At 55.1% G+C, this 19,436-nt stretch carries 18 protein-coding genes; 11 read left to right on the top strand and 7 right to left on the bottom strand.

Translation table 11 applies throughout. The features are described 5' to 3' along the window. Positions 1 to 63 precede the first annotated feature (63 nt). On the top strand, positions 64 to 480 hold the full coding sequence (locus AC2FAK_RS07125) for a pyrimidine (deoxy)nucleoside triphosphate diphosphatase (RefSeq protein ID WP_058681910.1): 417 nt from the start codon (positions 64 to 66) through the stop codon (positions 478 to 480). Here AC2FAK_RS07125 and AC2FAK_RS07120 read toward each other — a convergent pair. Further along, positions 440 to 712, bottom strand: a complete 273-nt coding sequence (locus tag AC2FAK_RS07120) for a YnjH family protein (protein WP_013097042.1) — start codon at positions 710 to 712, stop codon at positions 440 to 442. The genes AC2FAK_RS07125 and AC2FAK_RS07120 overlap by 41 nt on opposite strands. A 228-nt stretch (positions 713 to 940) precedes the next feature. On the opposite strand from AC2FAK_RS07120, the gene gdhA reads away from it, so the two are divergent. Next, the gene (gene gdhA, locus AC2FAK_RS07115; RefSeq protein WP_020688396.1) at positions 941 to 2,284 is read left to right on the top strand and encodes an NADP-specific glutamate dehydrogenase; all 1,344 of its coding nucleotides are present in this window, start codon (positions 941 to 943) and stop codon (positions 2,282 to 2,284) included. A gap of 69 nt (positions 2,285 to 2,353) precedes the next feature. Here the strand turns inward: gdhA and AC2FAK_RS07110 are convergent, their stop codons facing one another. From AC2FAK_RS07110 to AC2FAK_RS07100, 3 genes are all read right to left on the bottom strand, one after another. Further along, positions 2,354 to 4,261: a DNA topoisomerase III gene (locus AC2FAK_RS07110; RefSeq protein ID WP_038979877.1), complete on the bottom strand. Its 1,908-nt coding sequence runs from the start codon at positions 4,259 to 4,261 to the stop codon at positions 2,354 to 2,356. A 4-nt stretch (positions 4,262 to 4,265) separates the two neighbouring features. Further along, positions 4,266 to 5,309, bottom strand: a complete 1,044-nt coding sequence (gene selD, locus AC2FAK_RS07105; RefSeq protein ID WP_014831513.1) for a selenide, water dikinase SelD — start codon at positions 5,307 to 5,309, stop codon at positions 4,266 to 4,268. A gap of 116 nt (positions 5,310 to 5,425) precedes the next feature. Continuing rightward, entirely contained in the window at positions 5,426 to 5,977 is a 552-nt protein-coding gene (locus tag AC2FAK_RS07100; protein WP_014831512.1) for an NAD(P)H nitroreductase, read from the bottom strand. A gap of 167 nt (positions 5,978 to 6,144) precedes the next feature. Here AC2FAK_RS07100 and sppA point away from each other — a divergent pair, with 167 nt between their 5' ends. The 4 genes from sppA to chiD all read left to right on the top strand — a co-directional run bounded on the left by sppA (position 6,145) and on the right by chiD (position 11,160). Then, positions 6,145 to 8,001, top strand: coding sequence for a signal peptide peptidase SppA (gene sppA, locus AC2FAK_RS07095; RefSeq protein ID WP_095454839.1), 1,857 nt, complete (start codon positions 6,145 to 6,147; stop codon positions 7,999 to 8,001). A gap of 63 nt (positions 8,002 to 8,064) precedes the next feature. Continuing rightward, positions 8,065 to 9,081, top strand: coding sequence for an asparaginase (ansA, locus tag AC2FAK_RS07090; RefSeq protein WP_013097048.1), 1,017 nt, complete (start codon positions 8,065 to 8,067; stop codon positions 9,079 to 9,081). 9 nt (positions 9,082 to 9,090) lie between these two features. Then, positions 9,091 to 9,732 carry a bifunctional nicotinamidase/pyrazinamidase gene (gene pncA, locus AC2FAK_RS07085; protein WP_058681908.1) on the top strand — a complete coding sequence of 214 codons (642 nt, stop codon included), beginning with the start codon at positions 9,091 to 9,093 and terminating at the stop codon, positions 9,730 to 9,732. 171 nt (positions 9,733 to 9,903) lie between these two features. Continuing rightward, complete coding sequence (gene chiD / locus AC2FAK_RS07080) at positions 9,904 to 11,160, top strand: chitinase ChiD (RefSeq protein WP_095454840.1); 1,257 nt, start codon at positions 9,904 to 9,906, stop codon at positions 11,158 to 11,160. 60 nt (positions 11,161 to 11,220) lie between these two features. Here the strand turns inward: chiD and AC2FAK_RS07075 are convergent, their stop codons facing one another. Both AC2FAK_RS07075 and msrB read right to left on the bottom strand, forming a co-directional pair. Then, positions 11,221 to 11,499 (bottom strand): YeaC family protein, encoded by a 279-nt coding sequence (locus tag AC2FAK_RS07075; protein ID WP_013097051.1) that lies wholly within the window; start codon positions 11,497 to 11,499, stop codon positions 11,221 to 11,223. Between the two features lie 41 nt (positions 11,500 to 11,540). After that, on the bottom strand, positions 11,541 to 11,954 hold the full coding sequence (gene msrB / locus AC2FAK_RS07070; protein WP_013097052.1) for a peptide-methionine (R)-S-oxide reductase MsrB: 414 nt from the start codon (positions 11,952 to 11,954) through the stop codon (positions 11,541 to 11,543). 341 nt (positions 11,955 to 12,295) lie between these two features. Here msrB and gapA point away from each other — a divergent pair, with 341 nt between their 5' ends. Together gapA and AC2FAK_RS07060 are read left to right on the top strand one after the other, a co-directional pair. Continuing rightward, complete coding sequence (gene gapA, locus AC2FAK_RS07065; protein ID WP_013097053.1) at positions 12,296 to 13,291, top strand: glyceraldehyde-3-phosphate dehydrogenase; 996 nt, start codon at positions 12,296 to 12,298, stop codon at positions 13,289 to 13,291. A gap of 72 nt (positions 13,292 to 13,363) precedes the next feature. Beyond that, entirely contained in the window at positions 13,364 to 14,248 is an 885-nt protein-coding gene (locus AC2FAK_RS07060; protein WP_095454841.1) for a D-hexose-6-phosphate mutarotase, read from the top strand. Between the two features lie 97 nt (positions 14,249 to 14,345). Here the strand turns inward: AC2FAK_RS07060 and AC2FAK_RS07055 are convergent, their stop codons facing one another. Beyond that, positions 14,346 to 15,092 (bottom strand): MipA/OmpV family protein, encoded by a 747-nt coding sequence (locus AC2FAK_RS07055; protein ID WP_013097055.1) that lies wholly within the window; start codon positions 15,090 to 15,092, stop codon positions 14,346 to 14,348. A 431-nt stretch (positions 15,093 to 15,523) separates the two neighbouring features. Between AC2FAK_RS07055 and yeaG the strand changes: the two genes are divergently transcribed. From yeaG to AC2FAK_RS07040, 3 genes are all read left to right on the top strand, one after another. Beyond that, positions 15,524 to 17,458 (top strand): protein kinase YeaG, encoded by a 1,935-nt coding sequence (gene yeaG, locus AC2FAK_RS07050; protein ID WP_013097060.1) that lies wholly within the window; start codon positions 15,524 to 15,526, stop codon positions 17,456 to 17,458. A gap of 76 nt (positions 17,459 to 17,534) precedes the next feature. Further along, positions 17,535 to 18,818, top strand: a complete 1,284-nt coding sequence (locus tag AC2FAK_RS07045; RefSeq protein ID WP_057071578.1) for a YeaH/YhbH family protein — start codon at positions 17,535 to 17,537, stop codon at positions 18,816 to 18,818. 114 nt (positions 18,819 to 18,932) lie between these two features. Further along, entirely contained in the window at positions 18,933 to 19,433 is a 501-nt protein-coding gene (locus tag AC2FAK_RS07040; protein WP_095454842.1) for a YbaK/prolyl-tRNA synthetase associated domain-containing protein, read from the top strand. The last annotated feature ends 3 nt before the right edge of the window (positions 19,434 to 19,436 follow it).

Below are 19,436 nucleotides of genomic sequence, written 5' to 3'. Positions count from 1 at the left end.
ATGACTGGACTCCTGGAAAGGGCACGATAATATGGTGTTTTTCGCTATCAAGTATTGACGACCATGCTGAAAACACTCGATGTCGTTGCGGCAATCATCGAAAAAGACAATAAAATTTTACTGGCGCAGCGCCCCATGCATGCCGATCAGCCGGGCCTGTGGGAGTTTGCCGGTGGAAAGGTGGAAGCCGGAGAAACGCAGCCCGAAGCGCTGATCCGCGAGCTGCAGGAGGAGTTGGGGATCCACGCGCGACCGTCGTACTACGTGGCAAGCCACCAGCGGGAAGTGTCACAGCGGATAATCCATTTACACGCCTGGCACGTGCCCCACTTCAGCGGTGAACTAACGGCGCACTACCACAGCGCCCTGGTGTGGTGTACGCCTGAAGAGGCGTTTGACTACCCCTTAGTCCCGGCGGATATTCCGCTGCTGGAAGCCTTTATTCTTTTACGCGACGCCAGACCAGTGGGTTCGTACTGATGGTGCGTTCATCGCGCTGGCACTGCAGCAGGATGCCGTCCGCTTTCACCACCGCCCCTTCTGAGTAGTTCTGATCCTGATAGATGCAGCACTGGTTACAGGGCTGCGCTCTCTGGCCGCTGGAGCTAAAGACCTCCGGCGGTACGTTCACTTCCACATCCGGACGAATGCGGTCAGCCTGCGCGCCAGCGCTCAGCATCAAACATAACGCGGTCATCACGTAACGGTTCATAGACTTCTCTTCCTGTTGTGTCCTGATAATGACTATAACGGTTAATCATCGCGGAACCTTTAATTTATCTCGTCATCGCTTTTGGTTATGACGCCGCACAGGTCATTAATTTCCCTTTCGACATAAATTTCTGCTTGCTTCGCAAAGCGGTACGGGTGGTATAGTCAAAAAAACAACACAAATCGTATAAGACACATACGGAAATTATCATAAGAGGTTCTTATATCTATGGATCAGACACGCACTCTGGAAAGTTTTCTCACCCATGTTCAGCAGCGCGACCCGCATCAGAGCGAGTTTGCGCAGGCCGTACGTGAAGTAATGACCACCCTGTGGCCCTTCCTGGAACAAAACCCACGTTATCGTCAGATGTCTTTGCTTGAGCGCCTCGTCGAACCTGAGCGCGTGATCCAGTTCCGCGTGGCGTGGGTGGACGACCGCAATCAGGTGCAGGTGAACCGCGCGTGGCGCGTGCAGTTTAACTCGGCTATCGGGCCGTTTAAGGGCGGGATGCGCTTCCACCCTTCAGTGAACCTGTCGATTTTGAAATTCCTTGGCTTTGAGCAGACCTTTAAAAACGCGCTCACTACCCTGCCGATGGGCGGCGGTAAAGGCGGCAGCGATTTTGACCCGAAAGGCAAAAGCGAAGGCGAAGTAATGCGCTTCTGCCAGGCGCTGATCACCGAGCTTTATCGCCACCTTGGCCCGGACACCGACGTCCCTGCCGGTGATATCGGCGTGGGCGGGCGTGAAGTGGGCTTTATGGCCGGAATGATGAAAAAGCTCTCAAACAACAGCGCCTGCGTCTTTACCGGCAAAGGACTCTCCTTCGGCGGCAGCCTGATCCGCCCGGAAGCGACCGGCTACGGTCTGGTCTATTTCACCGAAGCGATGCTGAAACGCCACGGCTTAGGCTTTGAAGGCATGCGCGTGGCGGTCTCCGGCTCCGGCAACGTGGCGCAATATGCTATCGAAAAAGCAATGCAGTTTGGTGCCCGCGTAGTCACCGCGTCTGATTCCAGCGGTACCGTCGTGGATGAAGCCGGCTTCACGGCTGAGAAACTGGCGCGTCTGTGTGAAATTAAAGCCAGCCGCGATGGCCGCGTGGCCGATTATGCCCGCGAGTTTGGTCTGACCTATCTTGAGGGTAAACAACCGTGGGGCGTGCCGGTGGATATCGCCCTGCCGTGTGCAACCCAGAACGAACTGGACGTTGAAGCCGCTCGCACCTTAATCAGCAATGGCGTAAAAGCGGTAGCCGAAGGGGCGAATATGCCAACCACCATCGAGGCGACCGATCTGTTCCTGGAAGCAGGCGTACTGTTTGCACCGGGCAAAGCCGCCAACGCCGGCGGCGTGGCAACGTCCGGTCTGGAGATGGCGCAAAACGCCGCGCGTCTGGGCTGGAAAGCAGAGAAAGTGGATGCCCGTCTGCACCACATCATGCTGGATATTCACCACGCCTGCGTAGAGTACGGCGGTGAGGCCTCGCAAACCAACTACGTGCGTGGTGCGAATATCGCCGGGTTCGTGAAGGTGGCGGACGCGATGATTGGGCAGGGTGTGATTTAAGGTTTATCGTGCGGCCGGGTGCCCTCACCCCGGCCCTCTCCCACAGGGAGAGGGAAAAAAAAGGGGGTGTCAGGCCGCGCTCTTTTTCTTTTTAAACGGTTTCTTCGCACCACCACCCGGTGCCACCATTCCTCTGAACCGCTTCACCGGCGTGCTGCGCGCCTGATCGATCAGCTGATACAGCGTCCCCACCAGCGGCTGCATAAAGTCCTGATAGCGGCACTGTTTCTCGCTGATCTGCGTCAGCACCGATTCCCAGTGCGCCGTCATATCCGGCCTGGCAGCCAGCTCCGGCAGGGAGTGGATTAATGCCCTGCCCGGCTCGGTGGAGTGAATATAGCGCCCTTTTTTCTCCAGGAAGCCGCGTTTGAACAGCAGCTCGATGATCCCCGCGCGGGTTGCTTCGGTTCCCAGCCCGTCAGTGGCGCGCAGGATCTTTTTCAGCTCTTTGTCCTGCACAAAACGGGCAATTCCGGTCATGGCGGAGAGCAGCGTCGCATCGGTGAAATGACGTGGTGGCTGCGTCTGGCGCTCTACCACTTCCCCTTTCTCACACAGCAGTTCGTCGTCTTTAGCCACCACCGGCAGCGGAGTACCGTCGTTCTCTTCGTCACGCTCTTTGTTGCCAAGCAGCGTGCGCCAGCCCGCTTCCGCCAGAAAACGTGCTTTGGCAATAAATTTGCCTTTGGCGATCTCCAGCTCAATGACGCACTTGCGGAACACCGCGTCCGGGCAGAACTGCATCAGATATTGACGCGCGATCAGGTTATAGACCTTCGCTTCGTTCTCCGTCAGGTTGACGTTGCTGGCCCGCGCCGTCGGGATGATCGCATGGTGGGCATCGACTTTTTTATCGTCCCAGCAGCGGTTATGGGTATCCGGGTTGACGACCGGTTGCGGCAGCAGATCCGGCGCATGCACGCCGATGGCGTTCATCACCGCGTGGCGTCCGGCAAAGTGCTCTTCAGGCAGGTAGCGGCTGTCTGAACGTGGATAGGTGATGAGCTTGTGGGTTTCGTAGAGCTTCTGGCAGATATCCAGCACGTTCTGCGCGCTCAGGCCAAAGCGCTTCGCGGCCTCAATCTGCAGGGCAGAAAGTGAAAACGGCAGCGGTGCGGGTTCGGATTCCCGTTTATCGTTATAGCTGGTGACGATGGCGGGTTGACCAGTGATCCGGTTGACCACGTGCTCCGCCAGCGGACGGTGCAGCAGACGCCCTTCTTCATCCTGATACGATTCGCAGGCATCACTCGGCTGCCAGACGGCGGTAAAACGCTCCTCTTTCGGGGTAACGATGTGCGCTTTCACTTCGAAGAAATCTTTGGCGACGAAGTTTTCAATTTCCTCATCGCGGCGCACCACCAGCCCCAGCACCGGCGTTTGCACGCGGCCAACGGAGAGTACCCCCTGATAGCCGGCATTCCGCCCAAGGATCGTGTAGGCGCGGGTCATGTTGATCCCGTATAGCCAGTCTGCGCGCGCGCGCGCCAGCGCGGACACGCACAGCGGGATAAACTCGCTGTTGGCACGCAGGCGCGAAATCGCCCGCTCCACCGCCTGCGGGTTGAGGTCGTTAATCAGGCAGCGCTGCACCTGCTGGCGTTTTTCCGGCGCCAGCTCCAGATAGTCCAGCACTTCATCCACCAGCAGTTGTCCTTCCCTGTCCGGGTCACCGGCGTGGACAACTTCAGACGCTTCATGCAAAAAGCGCTTAATGACGTTGAGCTGTTTGGTGACGGAGGGGCGCGGTTGCAGCCGCCATTTTTCCGGCACAATCGGCAGATCGTTGAGGTTCCAGCGGGCATAGCGGCTGTCGTAGACGTCCGGCTGTGCCTGCTCAAGCAGGTGACCAATGCACCAGGTGACCACCTGCCCGTTACCGCATTCAATAAAGCCGTCGCCTTTGCGATGCGGCTTCGGCAGCACATCGGCGATGGCACGGGCCAGACTCGGCTTTTCGGCAATAAACAACCGCATCGAATTAACGGATCTCAATCATCGGTCGGCCACCGCGCGCGGTCACCAGCTCGCCGATCGCCGTCAGGGTAATACCAAACTCGGCGGCCGTAGCCTGCACCTCAGCTTCTGACTCCGGCGTGACCGCCAGCAGCAGGCCACCCGAGGTTTGCGGATCGCACAGCAGGTTACGCCACTCTTCAGGCATTTCGCCCATCAGATGACCATAGCTGGCAAAGTTACGCTGAGTACCGCCCGGCACGGCGCCCTGGGCAATGTACGCTTCCACGCCTGGCAGCTTCGGCACGTCCTGATACCAGACCTGCGCCTGCACGCCCGCGCCCTGACACACTTCAGAGAGATGCCCCAACAGGCCAAAACCGGTGACGTCGGTCATCGCCTTCACGCCGTCGATATTGGCGAAAGCGGCACCGGCCAGGTTCATCTGGCACATCACTTCCGTTGCCAGACCTTTGTGTTCCGGTTTCAGCAGGGATTTTTTCTCGGCAGTGGTCAGTACGCCAATGCCCAGCGGCTTGGTGAGGAACAGCTTGCAACCCGCCTGCGCGGTGCTGTTGCGTTTGACGCGCTCGGTAGGCACCACGCCCGTGACCGCCAGACCGAAGATCGGCTCCGGCGCATCAATAGAGTGACCACCGGCCAGGGCAATCCCCGCCTGCTGGCAGGCAAAGCGTCCGCCCTCAATCACCTGGCGGGCTATTTCTGGCGCCAGGGTGTTGATCGGCCAGCCCAGAATCGCAATCGCCATAATCGGTTTACCGCCCATCGCGAAGATATCGCTGATGGCGTTGGTCGCCGCGATGCGCCCGAAATCGAACGGGTTATCGACAATCGGCATAAAGAAGTCAGTGGTACTGATAATGCTGGTGCCGTTACCCAAGTCATAAACCGCTGCATCGTCACGCGTTTCGTTGCCAACAAGCAGGTTCGGGTCGACAAACTTCGCCTGTTCGCTGTGCAGGATGGTTTCCAGCACTTTGGGGGAAATTTTACAACCGCAACCGGCTCCGTGGCTGTATTGCGTTAAACGAATGGTTTGCTCGCTCATGGACATCTCCTGTCAATGCAATCGCGCTATGGTAGCGCTCATTCCTTAAAGAGGTAAGTATGACTGTCTGAATTCTGCGGCAGATGCTCAGAATCCAGACAGTTTAGCGCGCGTTATCAGAAACGGCTGACGAAAGGCGTAGTGTCCGGCACGCTAATGGTGCTGGAGGCTTTAAGCTGAGGGGTGCCGAGATAGAGGAAACCGACGATTTTATCATGCTCGCCGCAGTTGAGTCCGTCGCGCACCGCCGGGCTTTCAGTCAGTGGCCCGGTACGCCAGATACCGTTGAAGCCTTGTGCAACAGCGGCCATCTGCATCGCCATCACCGCGCATCCCGCCGACATCTCCTGCTCCCATACCGGCACTTTATGCTCCGCCTGACACTTCGCCACGACGGCGATGATCATCGGTGCACGGAACGGCGCGTTACGGGCTTTATCGATCCCTTTCTCATCCTGACCGGCGGCAACCGCCCCCTGCTCCAGCAGCTGGCTGAAGCGCTCGCGGCCTTCACCCTCAATAATAAAGAAGTGCCACGGCTGAAGTGTGCCGTGATCCGGCGCACGCATACCGGCACGCAGAATGTTCTCCAGCTGCTCACCCGCTGGCGCAGGATCCGCCAGACGTGACGCGCTACGGCGGTTAACAAGCAGTTCAAGTGCGTCCATTGGTTAACTCCTTTCTTGAAATTTACTCACAAAATTAACACGACGGCAGATTTTGTTACAGCCTGGCAGGCGATTCCTGCTGACAAGTGGCGGTTGGGTCATTACGATAACCCAACATTACCGTCCAGTGGCGACGGAAACAGTCATTTTCTGGTTAGGGAGAATACATGCGAACCCTTTGGCGAATCTTTGCCGGTTTCTTTAAATGGACGTGGCGACTGCTCAATTTCGTCCGCAACCTGGTGATGAACCTCTTTTTCATCCTCCTGATGCTGGTTTGCGCGGGCATCTGGATGCACATCAGTAACGCAAACCAGTCACAGCATTCGACGCGCGGCGCGCTGCTGCTCGACATCACCGGCGTGATTGTCGATAAGCCTTCCACCAGCAATCGTCTGGGAGTGATTGGTCGTCAGCTGTTCGGCGCTACCTCGGACCGCCTGCAGGAAAACTCCCTGTTCGATATTGTCGATACCATTCGTCAGGCAAAAGATGATCGCAACATTACGGGTATCGTGCTGGATCTGAAAGATTTTGCCGGGGCCGACCAACCTTCCATGCAGTACATCGGCAAAGCCCTGCGTGAATTCCGTGACAGCGGTAAACCGGTGATCGCAATAGGCGACAGCTACAGCCAGGGGCAATATTATCTGGCGAGCTTTGCCAATAAAATCTGGCTTTCACCTCAGGGTACGGTCGACCTGCACGGCTTTGCCACGAACGGGCTTTACTACAAATCTCTGCTCGACAAGCTGAAGGTCACCACCCACGTGTTCCGCGTCGGTACGTATAAATCTGCCGTTGAGCCATTCATCCGTGATGACATGTCCCCTGCCGCCCGTGAAGCGGACAGCCGCTGGATTGGTGAGCTGTGGCAGAACTATCTGACCACGGTTGCCAGTAACCGCCAGATTACCCCTGCACAGGTCTTCCCTGGTGCTCAGGGCGTGCTGGACGGCTTGCGCAAGGTTGACGGCGATACCGCGAAATATGCGCTTGATAACAAGCTGGTCGATGCCCTGGGAACCAGCGCGGAGATCGAAAAGTCCCTGAGCAAACAGTTCGGCTGGAGCAAAGAGGATAAAAATTACAGCGCGATCAGCATGTACGATTACGCGGCGAAAAAACCGGATGAGAGCGGTGACAGCGTTGCCGTCGTCTTCGCCAATGGCGCAATCATGGACGGTCAGGAGACACCGGGGAACGTCGGCGGTGATACCACCGCGTCGCAGATCCGTGACGCGCGTCTTGATCCGAAAGTGAAAGCGATTGTGCTGCGTGTGAACAGCCCGGGGGGCAGCGTCAGCGCCTCTGAAGTGATCCGCGCCGAGCTGGCCGCAGCGCGTGCAGCAGGTAAACCGGTGGTGGTTTCCATGGGCGGCATGGCGGCTTCCGGCGGTTACTGGATCTCAACCCCGGCTAACTACATCGTCGCTAACCCAAGCACCCTGACCGGATCAATTGGCATCTTCGGGGTGATCAACACGGTAGAGAACAGCCTGGATTACCTGGGTGTACATACGGATGGTGTGGCCACTTCACCGCTGGCGGATGTGTCGGTAACCAAATCCCTGCCACCTGAAGTGTCCGAGATGATGCAGCTCAGCATTGAGAATGGCTACAAGCGCTTTATCACGCTGGTCGCTGACTCGCGTAAGAAGACGCCGCAGCAGATCGACGAGATTGCTCAGGGCCACGTCTGGACAGGACAGGATGCGAAGAGCAACGGCCTGGTCGACAGTCTGGGTGACTTTGATGACGCGGTGAAGAAAGCCGCCGAACTGGCGAAGCTCAAACAGTGGCATGTTGAATACTATCAGGATGAGCCGTCGTTCTTCGATATGGTGATGGACAGCATGTCCGTCTCCGTGCGCGCCATGTTGCCGGAAGCGCTGCAGGCTTATCTGCCAGCGCCTGTCGCCACGGCCGCTAAAGCGATGAAAGCGGAAAGCGATAAGCTCGCGGCGTTTAATGATCCACAAAGTCGTTACGCGTTTTGCCTGACCTGCGCAAACGTACGTTAAACCCCGTCCCCTCTTCCGGTGAAGAGGGGATTTTTTTCTTTTGAAGAACAAGAAATCACTACCATGCAGAAGAAATCGATTTATGTAGCCTACACTGGCGGTACCATCGGGATGCAGCGCTCTGAAAACGGCTATATTCCCGTGTCCGGCCATCTTCAACGTCAGCTTGCCCTGATGCCGGAATTCCACCGCCCGGAAATGCCTGACTTTACCATCCACGAGTACGAGCCGCTGATGGACTCCTCCGACATGACGCCGGAAGACTGGCAGCATATCGCGGATGACATCAAAGCCCATTACGACCAGTACGACGGCTTTGTGATCCTGCATGGTACCGACACCATGGCCTTTACCGCCTCGGCGCTCTCCTTCATGCTGGAAAACCTGAGCAAACCGGTGATTGTCACCGGCTCGCAAATTCCGCTGGCGGAACTGCGCTCGGATGGACAGATTAACCTGCTTAACTCCCTCTACGTGGCGGCGAACTACCCGATTAACGAGGTCTCGCTGTTCTTCAACAACCGTCTGTATCGTGGCAACCGTACCACCAAAGCGCACGCCGATGGGTTTGACGCCTTCGCCTCACCAAACCTGCAACCGCTGCTGGAAGCGGGTATTCATATTCGTCGTCTGGGCACGCCGCCTGCGCCGACCACCTCAGGCGAGCTGATCGTTCACCCGATCACCCCGCAGCCGATCGGTGTGGTAACCATTTATCCGGGCATCTCTGCTGATGTGGTGCGTAACTTCCTGCGCCAGCCGGTAAAAGCGCTGATTTTGCGCTCCTACGGTGTGGGTAACGCGCCGCAGAACAGTGAATTCCTGAAAGAGCTGCAGGAAGCGAGCGAGCGCGGGATTGTGGTGGTTAACCTGACGCAATGTATGTCCGGCAAGGTCAATATGGGCGGCTATGCCACCGGTAACGCTCTGGCGCATGCGGGGGTGATCAGCGGATTCGATATGACCGTCGAGGCCACACTGACTAAACTTCATTATTTACTGAGTCAGGATCTGGACATCCAGTCCATTCGCAGCGCCATGATGCAAAACCTGCGCGGCGAACTGACCCCGGACGAGTAAGGAGGCCTCATGAAGCAACGCGCCCTGTTACTGGTCGATTTGCAAAATGATTTCTGCGCGGGCGGCGCACTGGCCGTCGCAGAAGGTGACAGCACGGTCGACGTGGCCAATACCCTGATTGACTGGTGTAAATTGCGCGGTGAAGCCGTTGTCGCAAGCCAGGACTGGCACCCGACGAATCACGGCAGTTTTGCCAGCCAGCACGGCGTTGAGCCCTTCACTCAGGGTGAACTCGACGGTCTGGCGCAAACCTTCTGGCCCGATCACTGCGTGCAGCAAACGGAAGGCGCCGCGCTGCATCCGCTGCTGAATCAGAAAGCCATCGACGCGGTGTTTCATAAAGGCGAAAACCCGGCTATTGACAGCTACAGCGCCTTTTTTGATAACGGACATCGCCAGAAAACGGCGCTGGACGCGTGGTTACGTCACCACGAAATCACCGAGCTGATTGTGCTGGGGCTGGCAACGGACTACTGCGTGAAGTTTACCGTGCTGGACGCGCTCCAGTTGGGTTATACGGTCAGCGTCATCACCGACGGCTGTCGCGGAGTGAACATTCAACCGCAGGACAGCGCGCAGGCGTTTATGGATATGGCCGCTGAAGGCGCAACGCTCTATACGCTGGCAGACTGGCTGGAGACGCAGGCGTAGTCTTTTATGCCGGGTAAGGCGAAGCCGCCACCCGGCATTTCCACTCCGATCCCCATAAAGTGAACTCCCTCGCATCACCAGCGAAGCGGCAATGTTATGCTTTTCAGGCTGTTTTTTCGCCACGCTTTTTCTGTGGCGTGGTTATTTTTATTCTGTCAAAGAGGAACTTGTATGAAACGTTTGCCATTGCTGGCAGCATTACCCCTGCTTTGCGCGTCAGTTGCTTATGCCGCCCCCCTGATGTCCGTGGGCTACTTTAACGGCGGTGGTGATGTCACTGCCGGACCCGGTGGCGATATCAATACGCTTGATGTCCGCCAGATCACCCACCTGAACTATTCGTTTGGTCTTATCTACAATGACGAAAAAGACGAAATCAACGCCGCCCTGAAAGATCCGGCGAAGCGGCATCAGATCTGGTTATCGCCGAAAGTGGCGTCCGACCTGGCGCTTATCCCACAGCTTCGTAAACAAAACCCGAAATTAAACGTTCTGCTTTCCGTCGGCGGCTGGGGTGCCCGTGGTTTCTCGGGCGCAGCAGCCACCAAAGAGAGCCGCGCGGTGTTTATCCGCTCGGCGCAGGAGATTGTTGAGAAATACGGTCTGGACGGGATCGACCTTGACTGGGAGTACCCGGTAAACGGCGCATGGGGGCTGGTCGCAAGCACGCCTGCTGACCGGGATAACTTCACCGCTCTGCTGAAAGAGCTGCGTGCCGCCTTCGGGCAGAAAAAACTGGTCACGATTGCGGTTGGAGCCAATGCGGAAAGTCCGAAAAGCTGGGTCGATGTGAAAGCCATCGCTCCCCTTCTCGACTATATCAACCTGATGACCTACGACATGGCGTACGGCACTCAGTATTTTAACGCGAACCTGTATGACTCCAGCGCCTGGCCGACCGTGGCGGCAGCAGATAAATACAGCGTTGATTTTGTGGTGAATAATTATCTGGCCGCGGGGCTGAAGCCACAGCAGATGAACCTTGGGATTGGTTTCTATGGGCGCGTGCCAAAACGCGCTGTGGAACCGGGCATTGACTGGAGCAAGCCCGATGCGCAAAACAATCCGGTGACACAGCCTTACTTCGGCCCACAGGAGATCGGGTTGTTCAGATCACTCGGTTATGACCTGACCAAAGATACCTACGTGAAGTACAACGATATCGTGAAGAAACTGCTAAACGACCCGCAAAAGCGCTTTACTGAACACTGGGACGACCAGGCGAAAGTGCCGTGGCTTTCCGTGAAGGGCGCCGACGGGAAGGATCTGTTTGCCCTCTCGTATGAGAATCCACGTTCCGTCGCTATCAAAGCGGACTATATCAAAGAGAAAGGTCTGGCAGGCGCAATGTTCTGGGAGTATGGGGCGGATGATAATAACCAGTTAGCGAAGCAGCTGGCAGAGTCGCTCGGGATCTCGCACAAGTAGTGAGGTAATCAACCCCTCTCCCACAAGGAGAGGGTTGAGTGAGGGCATCAACCCACACCGTTATTGTATTTTCATCGTCGCAATCGGCTTTGGCGTGATACCAAACTCTTCCTTCAGTTCACGCTTGCTCTTCATCACCATCTGGCCGTTGGTATCGATTGTCATGTGTTGCGCATCGGTATTGTTGCGCGCCTGCCACAGCATGACCAGCTGCAGACTGTTCTCTTTTTGCTCCGGGGTTAAGGCAACGCCATCAGGCCATTTCCCCAGCTCAACGGCGGTGACCAGACGCTGATAAACTTCCGGCGTCATACCGTTAATCATGTCATCAATATTCACGATCTCTCCCTTTCAAAGGAATAATTTGCTGAATCGTTTTTTCAACCTTTAATCTGGTCGCCGTTTTCATCGTCGCTAAAGCTCAGAGAAGCTGAGTTAACGCAGAAACGCTCGCCCGTTGGCTGAGGGCCATCCGGGAAGACATGCCCCAGGTGCGCATCGCAGTTGCCGCAGCGAATTTCGGTACGCACCATCCCGTGCGACGAGTCAGTTAAGTAGCGGATTGCGTCATCGCTCACCGGCTCGTAAAAGCTCGGCCAGCCGCAGCCAGAATCGTATTTCGTTTGTGAATTGAACAGCGGGGCGTCACAGACCAGGCAATGGTATACGCCATCGCGTTTGTTATGCAGTAAACGCCCGGTAAATGGCGGCTCCGTGCCGTGATTCTGCGTCACGTAAAACTGCATTTCTGTGAGGTTTTTTTTCAAATCGTCAGGGTTACGTTGGTTCGACATATGCTTACATCTCGCTGTAGAAACAGACACCTTTTAACCCGGATTCTAACAAAACATTAACACCCTTGCGTGCACTTTTGATCTAAACTTATGTGTCGCGAAAAGGCGGTCAGGCAATTGTGATCATTCTCACATATTTATCCTGCGAGGCCTTTAAAATTCCGGGCGCAGCCCCCATGTGGTTGCTAGCTCAAAGGGAAAGTGAGGCGAGTCAGTCGCACAAACGTTAGTCACAGGATTGATTTGTCGCAATGATTGACACGATTCCGCTTGACGCTGCGTAAGGTTTTTGTAATTTTACAGGCAACCTTTTATTCACTAACAAATAGCTGGTGGAATATATGACTATCAAAGTAGGTATCAACGGTTTTGGCCGTATCGGCCGTATTGTTTTCCGTGCTGCTCAGAAACGTTCTGACATCGAAATCGTTGGTATCAACGATCTCCTGGACGCTGAATACATGGCGTACATGCTGAAGTACGACTCAACTCACGGTCGTTTCGACGGCACCGTTGAAGTGAAAGACGGCCACCTGGTTGTTAATGGCAAAACCATCCGCGTTACTGCTGAGAAAGACCCAGCTAACCTGAAATGGAACGAAATCGGTGTTGACGTTGTTGCTGAAGCAACCGGTATCTTCCTGACCGACGAAACTGCGCGTAAACACATCACCGCGGGTGCGAAAAAAGTTGTTCTGACTGGTCCTTCCAAAGACAACACCCCAATGTTCGTTCGTGGTGCTAACTTCGAAACTTACGCTGGCCAGGATATCGTTTCTAACGCATCCTGCACCACCAACTGCCTGGCACCGCTGGCAAAAGTTATCAACGACAACTTCGGCATCATTGAAGGTCTGATGACTACCGTTCACGCGACCACCGCTACTCAGAAAACCGTTGATGGCCCGTCTCACAAAGACTGGCGTGGCGGCCGTGGCGCGGCTCAGAACATCATCCCATCCTCTACCGGTGCTGCTAAAGCGGTAGGTAAAGTACTGCCAGAACTGAATGGCAAACTGACTGGTATGGCGTTCCGCGTTCCAACTCCTAACGTATCCGTTGTTGACCTGACCGTTCGTCTGGAAAAAGCTGCTTCTTACGAAGACATCAAGAAAGCAATCAAAGCTGCTTCCGAAGGCCCAATGAAAGGCGTTCTGGGTTACACCGAAGACGACGTTGTATCTACCGATTTCAACGGCGAAGTATGCACTTCCGTGTTCGATGCTAAAGCAGGTATCGCACTGAACGACAACTTCGTTAAACTGGTATCCTGGTACGACAACGAAACCGGCTACTCTAACAAAGTACTGGACCTGATCGCTCACATCTCCAAATAAACTGGAATGAGTGCTTGATCCAAAAAGGCGACTTCGGTCGCCTTTTTTATTTATAAGACAGAGGATTGCTTAATGATTAATAAAATTTTTGCACTTCCGGTAGTCGAACAACTTACCCCTGTGCTCTCCCGTCGCCAGATTGATGGCGCTGATGTTATCGTCGTTGACCACCCGCGTGTGAAAGCCTCCGTTGCGCTGAACGGCGCCCACCTGCTCTCCTGGAAACCGGAAGGTGAAACGGAAGTGCTGTGGCTGAGCGATGTGACCTCTTTCAAAAAAGGAGCGGCGATCCGCGGCGGCGTGCCTGTCTGCTGGCCATGGTTTGGCCCGTCAGCGCAGCCGGGACTGCCTTCTCATGGTTTTGCCCGCAACCAGCAGTGGACCCTGAAAGCGCATAACGAAGATGATAACGGTGCCGTGCTGACTTTTGAGCTTCAGGCCAATGACGAGACCCGTGCGCTATGGCCGCACGAGTTTACCCTGTACGCCCGCTTCAAGCTGGGTAAAACCTGCGAGATTGAGCTGGAAGCGCACGGCGAGTTTGAAACGACGTCTGCCTTGCACACCTACTTCAACGTGGGTGATATCAGCGCGGTAAAAGTGAGCGGCCTTGGCGATACCTATATCGACAAAGTGGACAATGCCAAAGAAGGGAAACTCAGCGACGGCGTGCAGACCTTCCCTGACCGTACCGACCGCGTTTACCTGCATCCGGAAGCGTGCAACGTGATCCACGACAGTGCCCTCAACCGTGGCATCGAAGTGATTCACCATCATCACAGCAACGTGGTGGGCTGGAACCCAGGTCCGGCACTCTCAGTGAGCATGGCCGACGTGCCCGATGACGGTTACAAAACGTTTGTCTGCGTTGAAACGGCCTGCGTCACTACGGCGCAAAAAGCCAGCGAAGAAAAACCGTCTCGCTTAGGGCAGACTATTCGCATTGTGAAGCGCTAAGCCTTTGACGCGGTATGGTTATGACCGCACCAGCACAATGCAAACGGGGCGCAAGCGCCCCGTTATAATGCAAAGATTGCACTGTTTTAATGCGCAATCAGAACTTGTAGGTCACACCGACAGAGAAAATACCCGCCCAGGACTTGTCGACCATTGGGCTGTCTTTCACTTCGTCGCTCAGACGCTCGTAACGGCCAGTACCGTATACATTCCAGTCACCCAGGAAGTTGTAGCTCGCGGTCAGCTCCAGGTACGGATCCCAACCATCATCTGCGCTGTAGCTCTTCAGACCGCTACGACGGGATTCATTCTTAGAAACGCCATAGTAGTAGTCGTTGTAGTTCTCACTGTTGTACTGCACACCAATACCTGGCGTCAGCGTTAACGCACCGTTCGTGTAGCGATAGAGCCAGGCCAGATCCCAGATAAAGCCGTTGCTGTTATCCAGCGTGTCTCCCGCCAGCGCGGTACGCAGGAAGCCATACTCGGTGTTATGCACATAAGAGAGACCCGCCATCATGGTGCTCTTACGCTTGTCGAGTCGACGCAGGGCGTGGCTGTCGCTATCACCCGGTTTGAAGTGCGTCGGATCGTAGTAGGCCATAATGGAGAGCTTATCGGCCGTATCGTTCCACAGATAGTAGCCGCCGCCCAGTCCACGGAACCAGAAGTTATCGCCTTCATAGGTGACAACCGGAACGGGATAAACATCACGATCATACTGTTTATACGGGCTGTTAATGACGCCAACGCCCGCACCTACCGTCCACTGGCTTTCCGCCTGTGCGGTGCTAACTGCGGTCGCGGCGAGTACGCCCAATGCCAGAAGTTTGAGTTTGGTCACAATCCATTCTTTCCTGTAGTCAAATAATCAGCGGGAGAAGTGTAACCGCCAGACCCGTACTTCCCCAAATTTTTTGCCTGCTAATCAGTTTGATTAACCCGTTATTTTTCATTTTTCAGATGACAGGCCGTTTTCACTTCTGTGACCGCAGGGTGAAAAATGCCCGTATGACATATAACGGCAATGGATATTTTTGGATGAGTTATTGATATGTCATTGAAATTAGATTTTATCAGCATGCAAGTTTTGCAAATGCCATCTACGCTTTAATTTAAGAAGAGTTTTCCTGCACGCCCCGCGGTTCTTAGCGTCTGACCTGGCACACAGGTTGCTGCTCTGGCAGTGAGGTGCGAGAGATTCTCTTCCGGGAGCCTCCACTACTCATACGAACGGCTCTTATCCTGTGCTAAAAAACGAAAGGACGGCATGCCATGAATATATTCGATCACTATCGCCAGCGCTATGAAGCTGCCAAGGACGAAGAGTTCACACTGCAGGAGTTTCTTACCATCTGTCGGCAAGATCGCAGTGCCTATGCCAACGCGGCAGAACGGCTATTGATGGCTATTGGTGAGCCAAACATGGTTGATACTGCCCAGGAACCACGGCTTTCCCGTCTCTTTTCGAATCGGGTGGTCGCCCGATACCCGGCGTTTGAAGAGTTCTATGGCATGGAAGATGCCATCGAGCAAATCGTCTCCTACCTGAAGCATGCTGCTCAGGGTCTGGAAGAGAAGAAACAGATCCTCTATTTACTCGGCCCGGTGGGTGGCGGTAAATCGTCGCTGGCTGAACGGCTGAAATCGCTGATGCAGCGCGTGCCTATCTATGTGCTGAGCGCCAACGGTGAACGCAGCCCGGTGAACGACCATCCGCTGTGCCTGTTTAACCCGCAGGAAGATGCGCAAATTCTGGATAAAGAGTACGGCATTCCGCGTCGTTATCTCGGCACCATCATGTCGCCGTGGGCGGCGAAACGCCTGCATGAGTTTGGTGGCGATATCACCAAATTCCGCGTCGTGAAAGTGTGGCCATCCATTCTGGAGCAGATCGCCATCGCCAAAACTGAACCGGGTGATGAGAACAACCAGGACATCTCGGCGCTGGTCGGGAAAGTCGATATCCGTAAACTGGAAAACTACGCCCAGAATGACCCGGATGCCTACGGCTACTCTGGCGCACTGTGCCGGGCAAATCAGGGCATTATGGAATTCGTCGAGATGTTTAAAGCACCCATAAAAGTGCTGCATCCACTGCTGACGGCCACCCAGGAGGGGAACTACAACGGGACGGAAGGTATCTCTGCCCTGCCGTTCAACGGCATCATCCTGGCGCACTCGAACGAATCCGAGTGGGTCTCCTTCCGAAATAACAAAAACAATGAGGCGTTTCTTGACCGTGTGTACATCGTCAAAGTGCCTTATTGCCTGCGGATCTCCGAAGAGATCAAAATTTACGAAAAACTGCTTAACCACAGTGAGCTAATGCATGCCCCATGCGCACCGGGCACGCTGGAAACGCTGTCGCGCTTCTCCATCCTGTCGCGTCTGAAAGAGCCGGAAAACTCCAGCATCTACTCCAAAATGCGCGTGTATGACGGGGAAAGCCTGAAAGATACCGACCCGAAAGCGAAGTCATATCAGGAGTACCGCGATTACGCGGGTGTCGACGAGGGCATGAACGGTCTGTCCACGCGTTTCGCGTTTAAGATCCTCTCCCGCGTGTTTAATTTCGACCATGCGGAAGTGGCGGCCAACCCGGTCCACCTGTTCTATGTGCTGGAGCAGCAGATTGAACGCGAGCAGTTCCCACAGGAGCAGGCGGAACGTTACCTTGAGTTCCTGAAAGGTTATCTGATCCCGAAATATGCCGAGTTTATTGGCAAAGAGATCCAGACGGCCTACCTGGAATCCTATTCAGAATACGGCCAGAACATCTTTGACCGTTACGTCACCTATGCTGACTTCTGGATCCAGGATCAGGAGTACCGCGACCCGGATACCGGACAGCTGTTTGACCGTGAATCCCTGAACGCGGAGCTGGAAAAAATTGAGAAGCCTGCCGGGATCAGTAACCCGAAAGACTTCCGTAACGAGATTGTGAACTTCGTACTGCGTGCCAGAGCGCATAACAACGGTCGTAATCCGAACTGGACCAGCTACGAGAAACTGCGCACGGTCATCGAGAAGAAAATGTTCTCTAATACCGAGGAGCTGTTACCCGTCATTTCGTTTAACACCAAAACCTCAACTGACGAGCAGAAAAAACACGACGATTTTGTCGACCGTATGATGGAAAAAGGCTACACCCGCAAACAGGTTCGTTTGCTGTGCGAATGGTATCTGCGCGTACGGAAATCGTCTTAAAACAAGTGCCCGGTGGCGCGTTTAACGCTCACCGGGCCGACAAAATGCAAGTTGGCAAATGCAGTACGGGGGGTATATGACCTGGTTTATTGACCGGCGTCTGAACGGCAAAAACAAGAGCATGGTGAATCGCCAGCGCTTCTTGCGCCGTTACAAAGCGCAAATTAAACAGTCGATCTCCGAGGCCATCAACAAACGCTCGGTAACCGACGTCGACAGCGGCGAGTCTGTCTCCATCCCCACCGATGACATCAGCGAACCGATGTTTCATCAGGGGCGTGGCGGCCTGCGCCATCGCGTACACCCAGGTAATGACCACTTCGTTCAGAACGACAGAATCGAGCGCCCACAAGGAGGCGGCGGCGGTTCTGGAAGCGGTCAAGGACAGGCCAGCCAGGATGGTGAAGGTCAGGATGAATTCGTCTTTCAGATCTCAAAAGATGAGTATCTCGACCTGCTCTTTGAGGATCTGGCGCTGCCTAATCTGAAAAAGAACCAGCACCGTCAGCTTAACGAATACAAAACCCATCGCGCGGGTTATACCGCGAACGGCGTACCGGCCAATATCAGCGTCGTTCGTTCGCTGCAGAACTCGCTGGCGCGGCGCACGGCCATGACGGCCGGTAAACGGCGGGAGCTGCGCGAACTGGAAAGCAGCCTGAAGGTGGTAGAAAACACAGAACCGGCGCAACTGCTGGAAGAAGAGCGCCTGCGTAAAGAGATTGCCGAGCTGAGGGCGAAGATTGAGCGGGTACCGTTTATTGATACCTTCGACCTGCGCTATAAAAACTACGAAAAACGGCCGGAGCCTTCGAGCCAGGCTGTCATGTTCTGTCTGATGGACGTCTCCGGTTCAATGGACCAGGCCACCAAGGATATGGCGAAGCGTTTTTACATTCTGCTCTATCTGTTCCTGAGCAGAACCTATAAGAACGTGGAAGTGGTTTATATCCGCCACCACACCCAGGCCAAAGAGGTGGATGAACATGAGTTCTTCTACTCGCAGGAGACCGGCGGCACCATCGTATCGAGCGCCCTGAAGCTGATGGATGAGGTGGTGAAAGAGCGTTACGATCCGGCTCAGTGGAACATCTATGCTGCGCAGGCGTCGGATGGCGACAACTGGGCGGATGATTCGCCGCTGTGTCACGACATTCTGGCGAAGAAAATTTTGCCGGTGGTGCGTTACTACAGCTATATCGAAATCACGCGTCGTGCTCACCAGACGCTGTGGCGTGAATATGAACATCTGCAATCGATGTTCGATAACTTCGCCATGCAACACATCCGTGACCAGGATGATATCTATCCGGTGTTCCGGGAGCTGTTCCACAAGCAATCGGCCACCAGCAATGCCTGACCACACAGCCAGCGACACGCTGGCTGTTTTCTTTCCCCTTCGTCCATCCCCTTCGCAAAATGATCTGTGCTACTGTTGGAAACTGCGTATTGGCAGATAACAGGTAAACTGACTATGTCTGATGAGGTTAAGGGTACGGCTACCCACCAGCAACTCATTTCGCTGTTAACGCAGCAAGGTGCGCGCTTTCGCGTGATGGAGCACGAGGCCGTAGGAAAATGCGAAGCGGTAAGCGAAATCCGCGGAACCGATCTGGGGCAAGGCGCAAAAGCGCTGGTCTGCAAAGTGAAGGGAAATGGTGTAAAAAAACACGTTCTGGCAATCCTGGCCGCTGACCAGCAGGCCGACCTGAGCCAGCTTGCCAGCCATTTCGGCGGCTTAAAAGCCTCTCTCGCAAGCCCGGCCGAAGTCGATCATCTGACCGCCTGCGTGTTTGGCGCTATTCCACCGTTTAGCTTCCATCCGGATCTGACGCTGGTCGCCGACCCGCTCCTGTTCGAGCGTTTTGACGAAATCGCGTTCAATGCCGGTCTGCTGGAAAAATCCGTGATCATGGATACCCAGGATTATCTGTGCATTGCCCACCCTGAACTGGTGACGTTTCGTAAAGCGTGACCG

It is taken from the genome of Enterobacter cloacae complex sp. 394F7, assembly GCF_057320385.1.
This window is presented reverse-complemented; position numbering and strand designations above follow the sequence as displayed.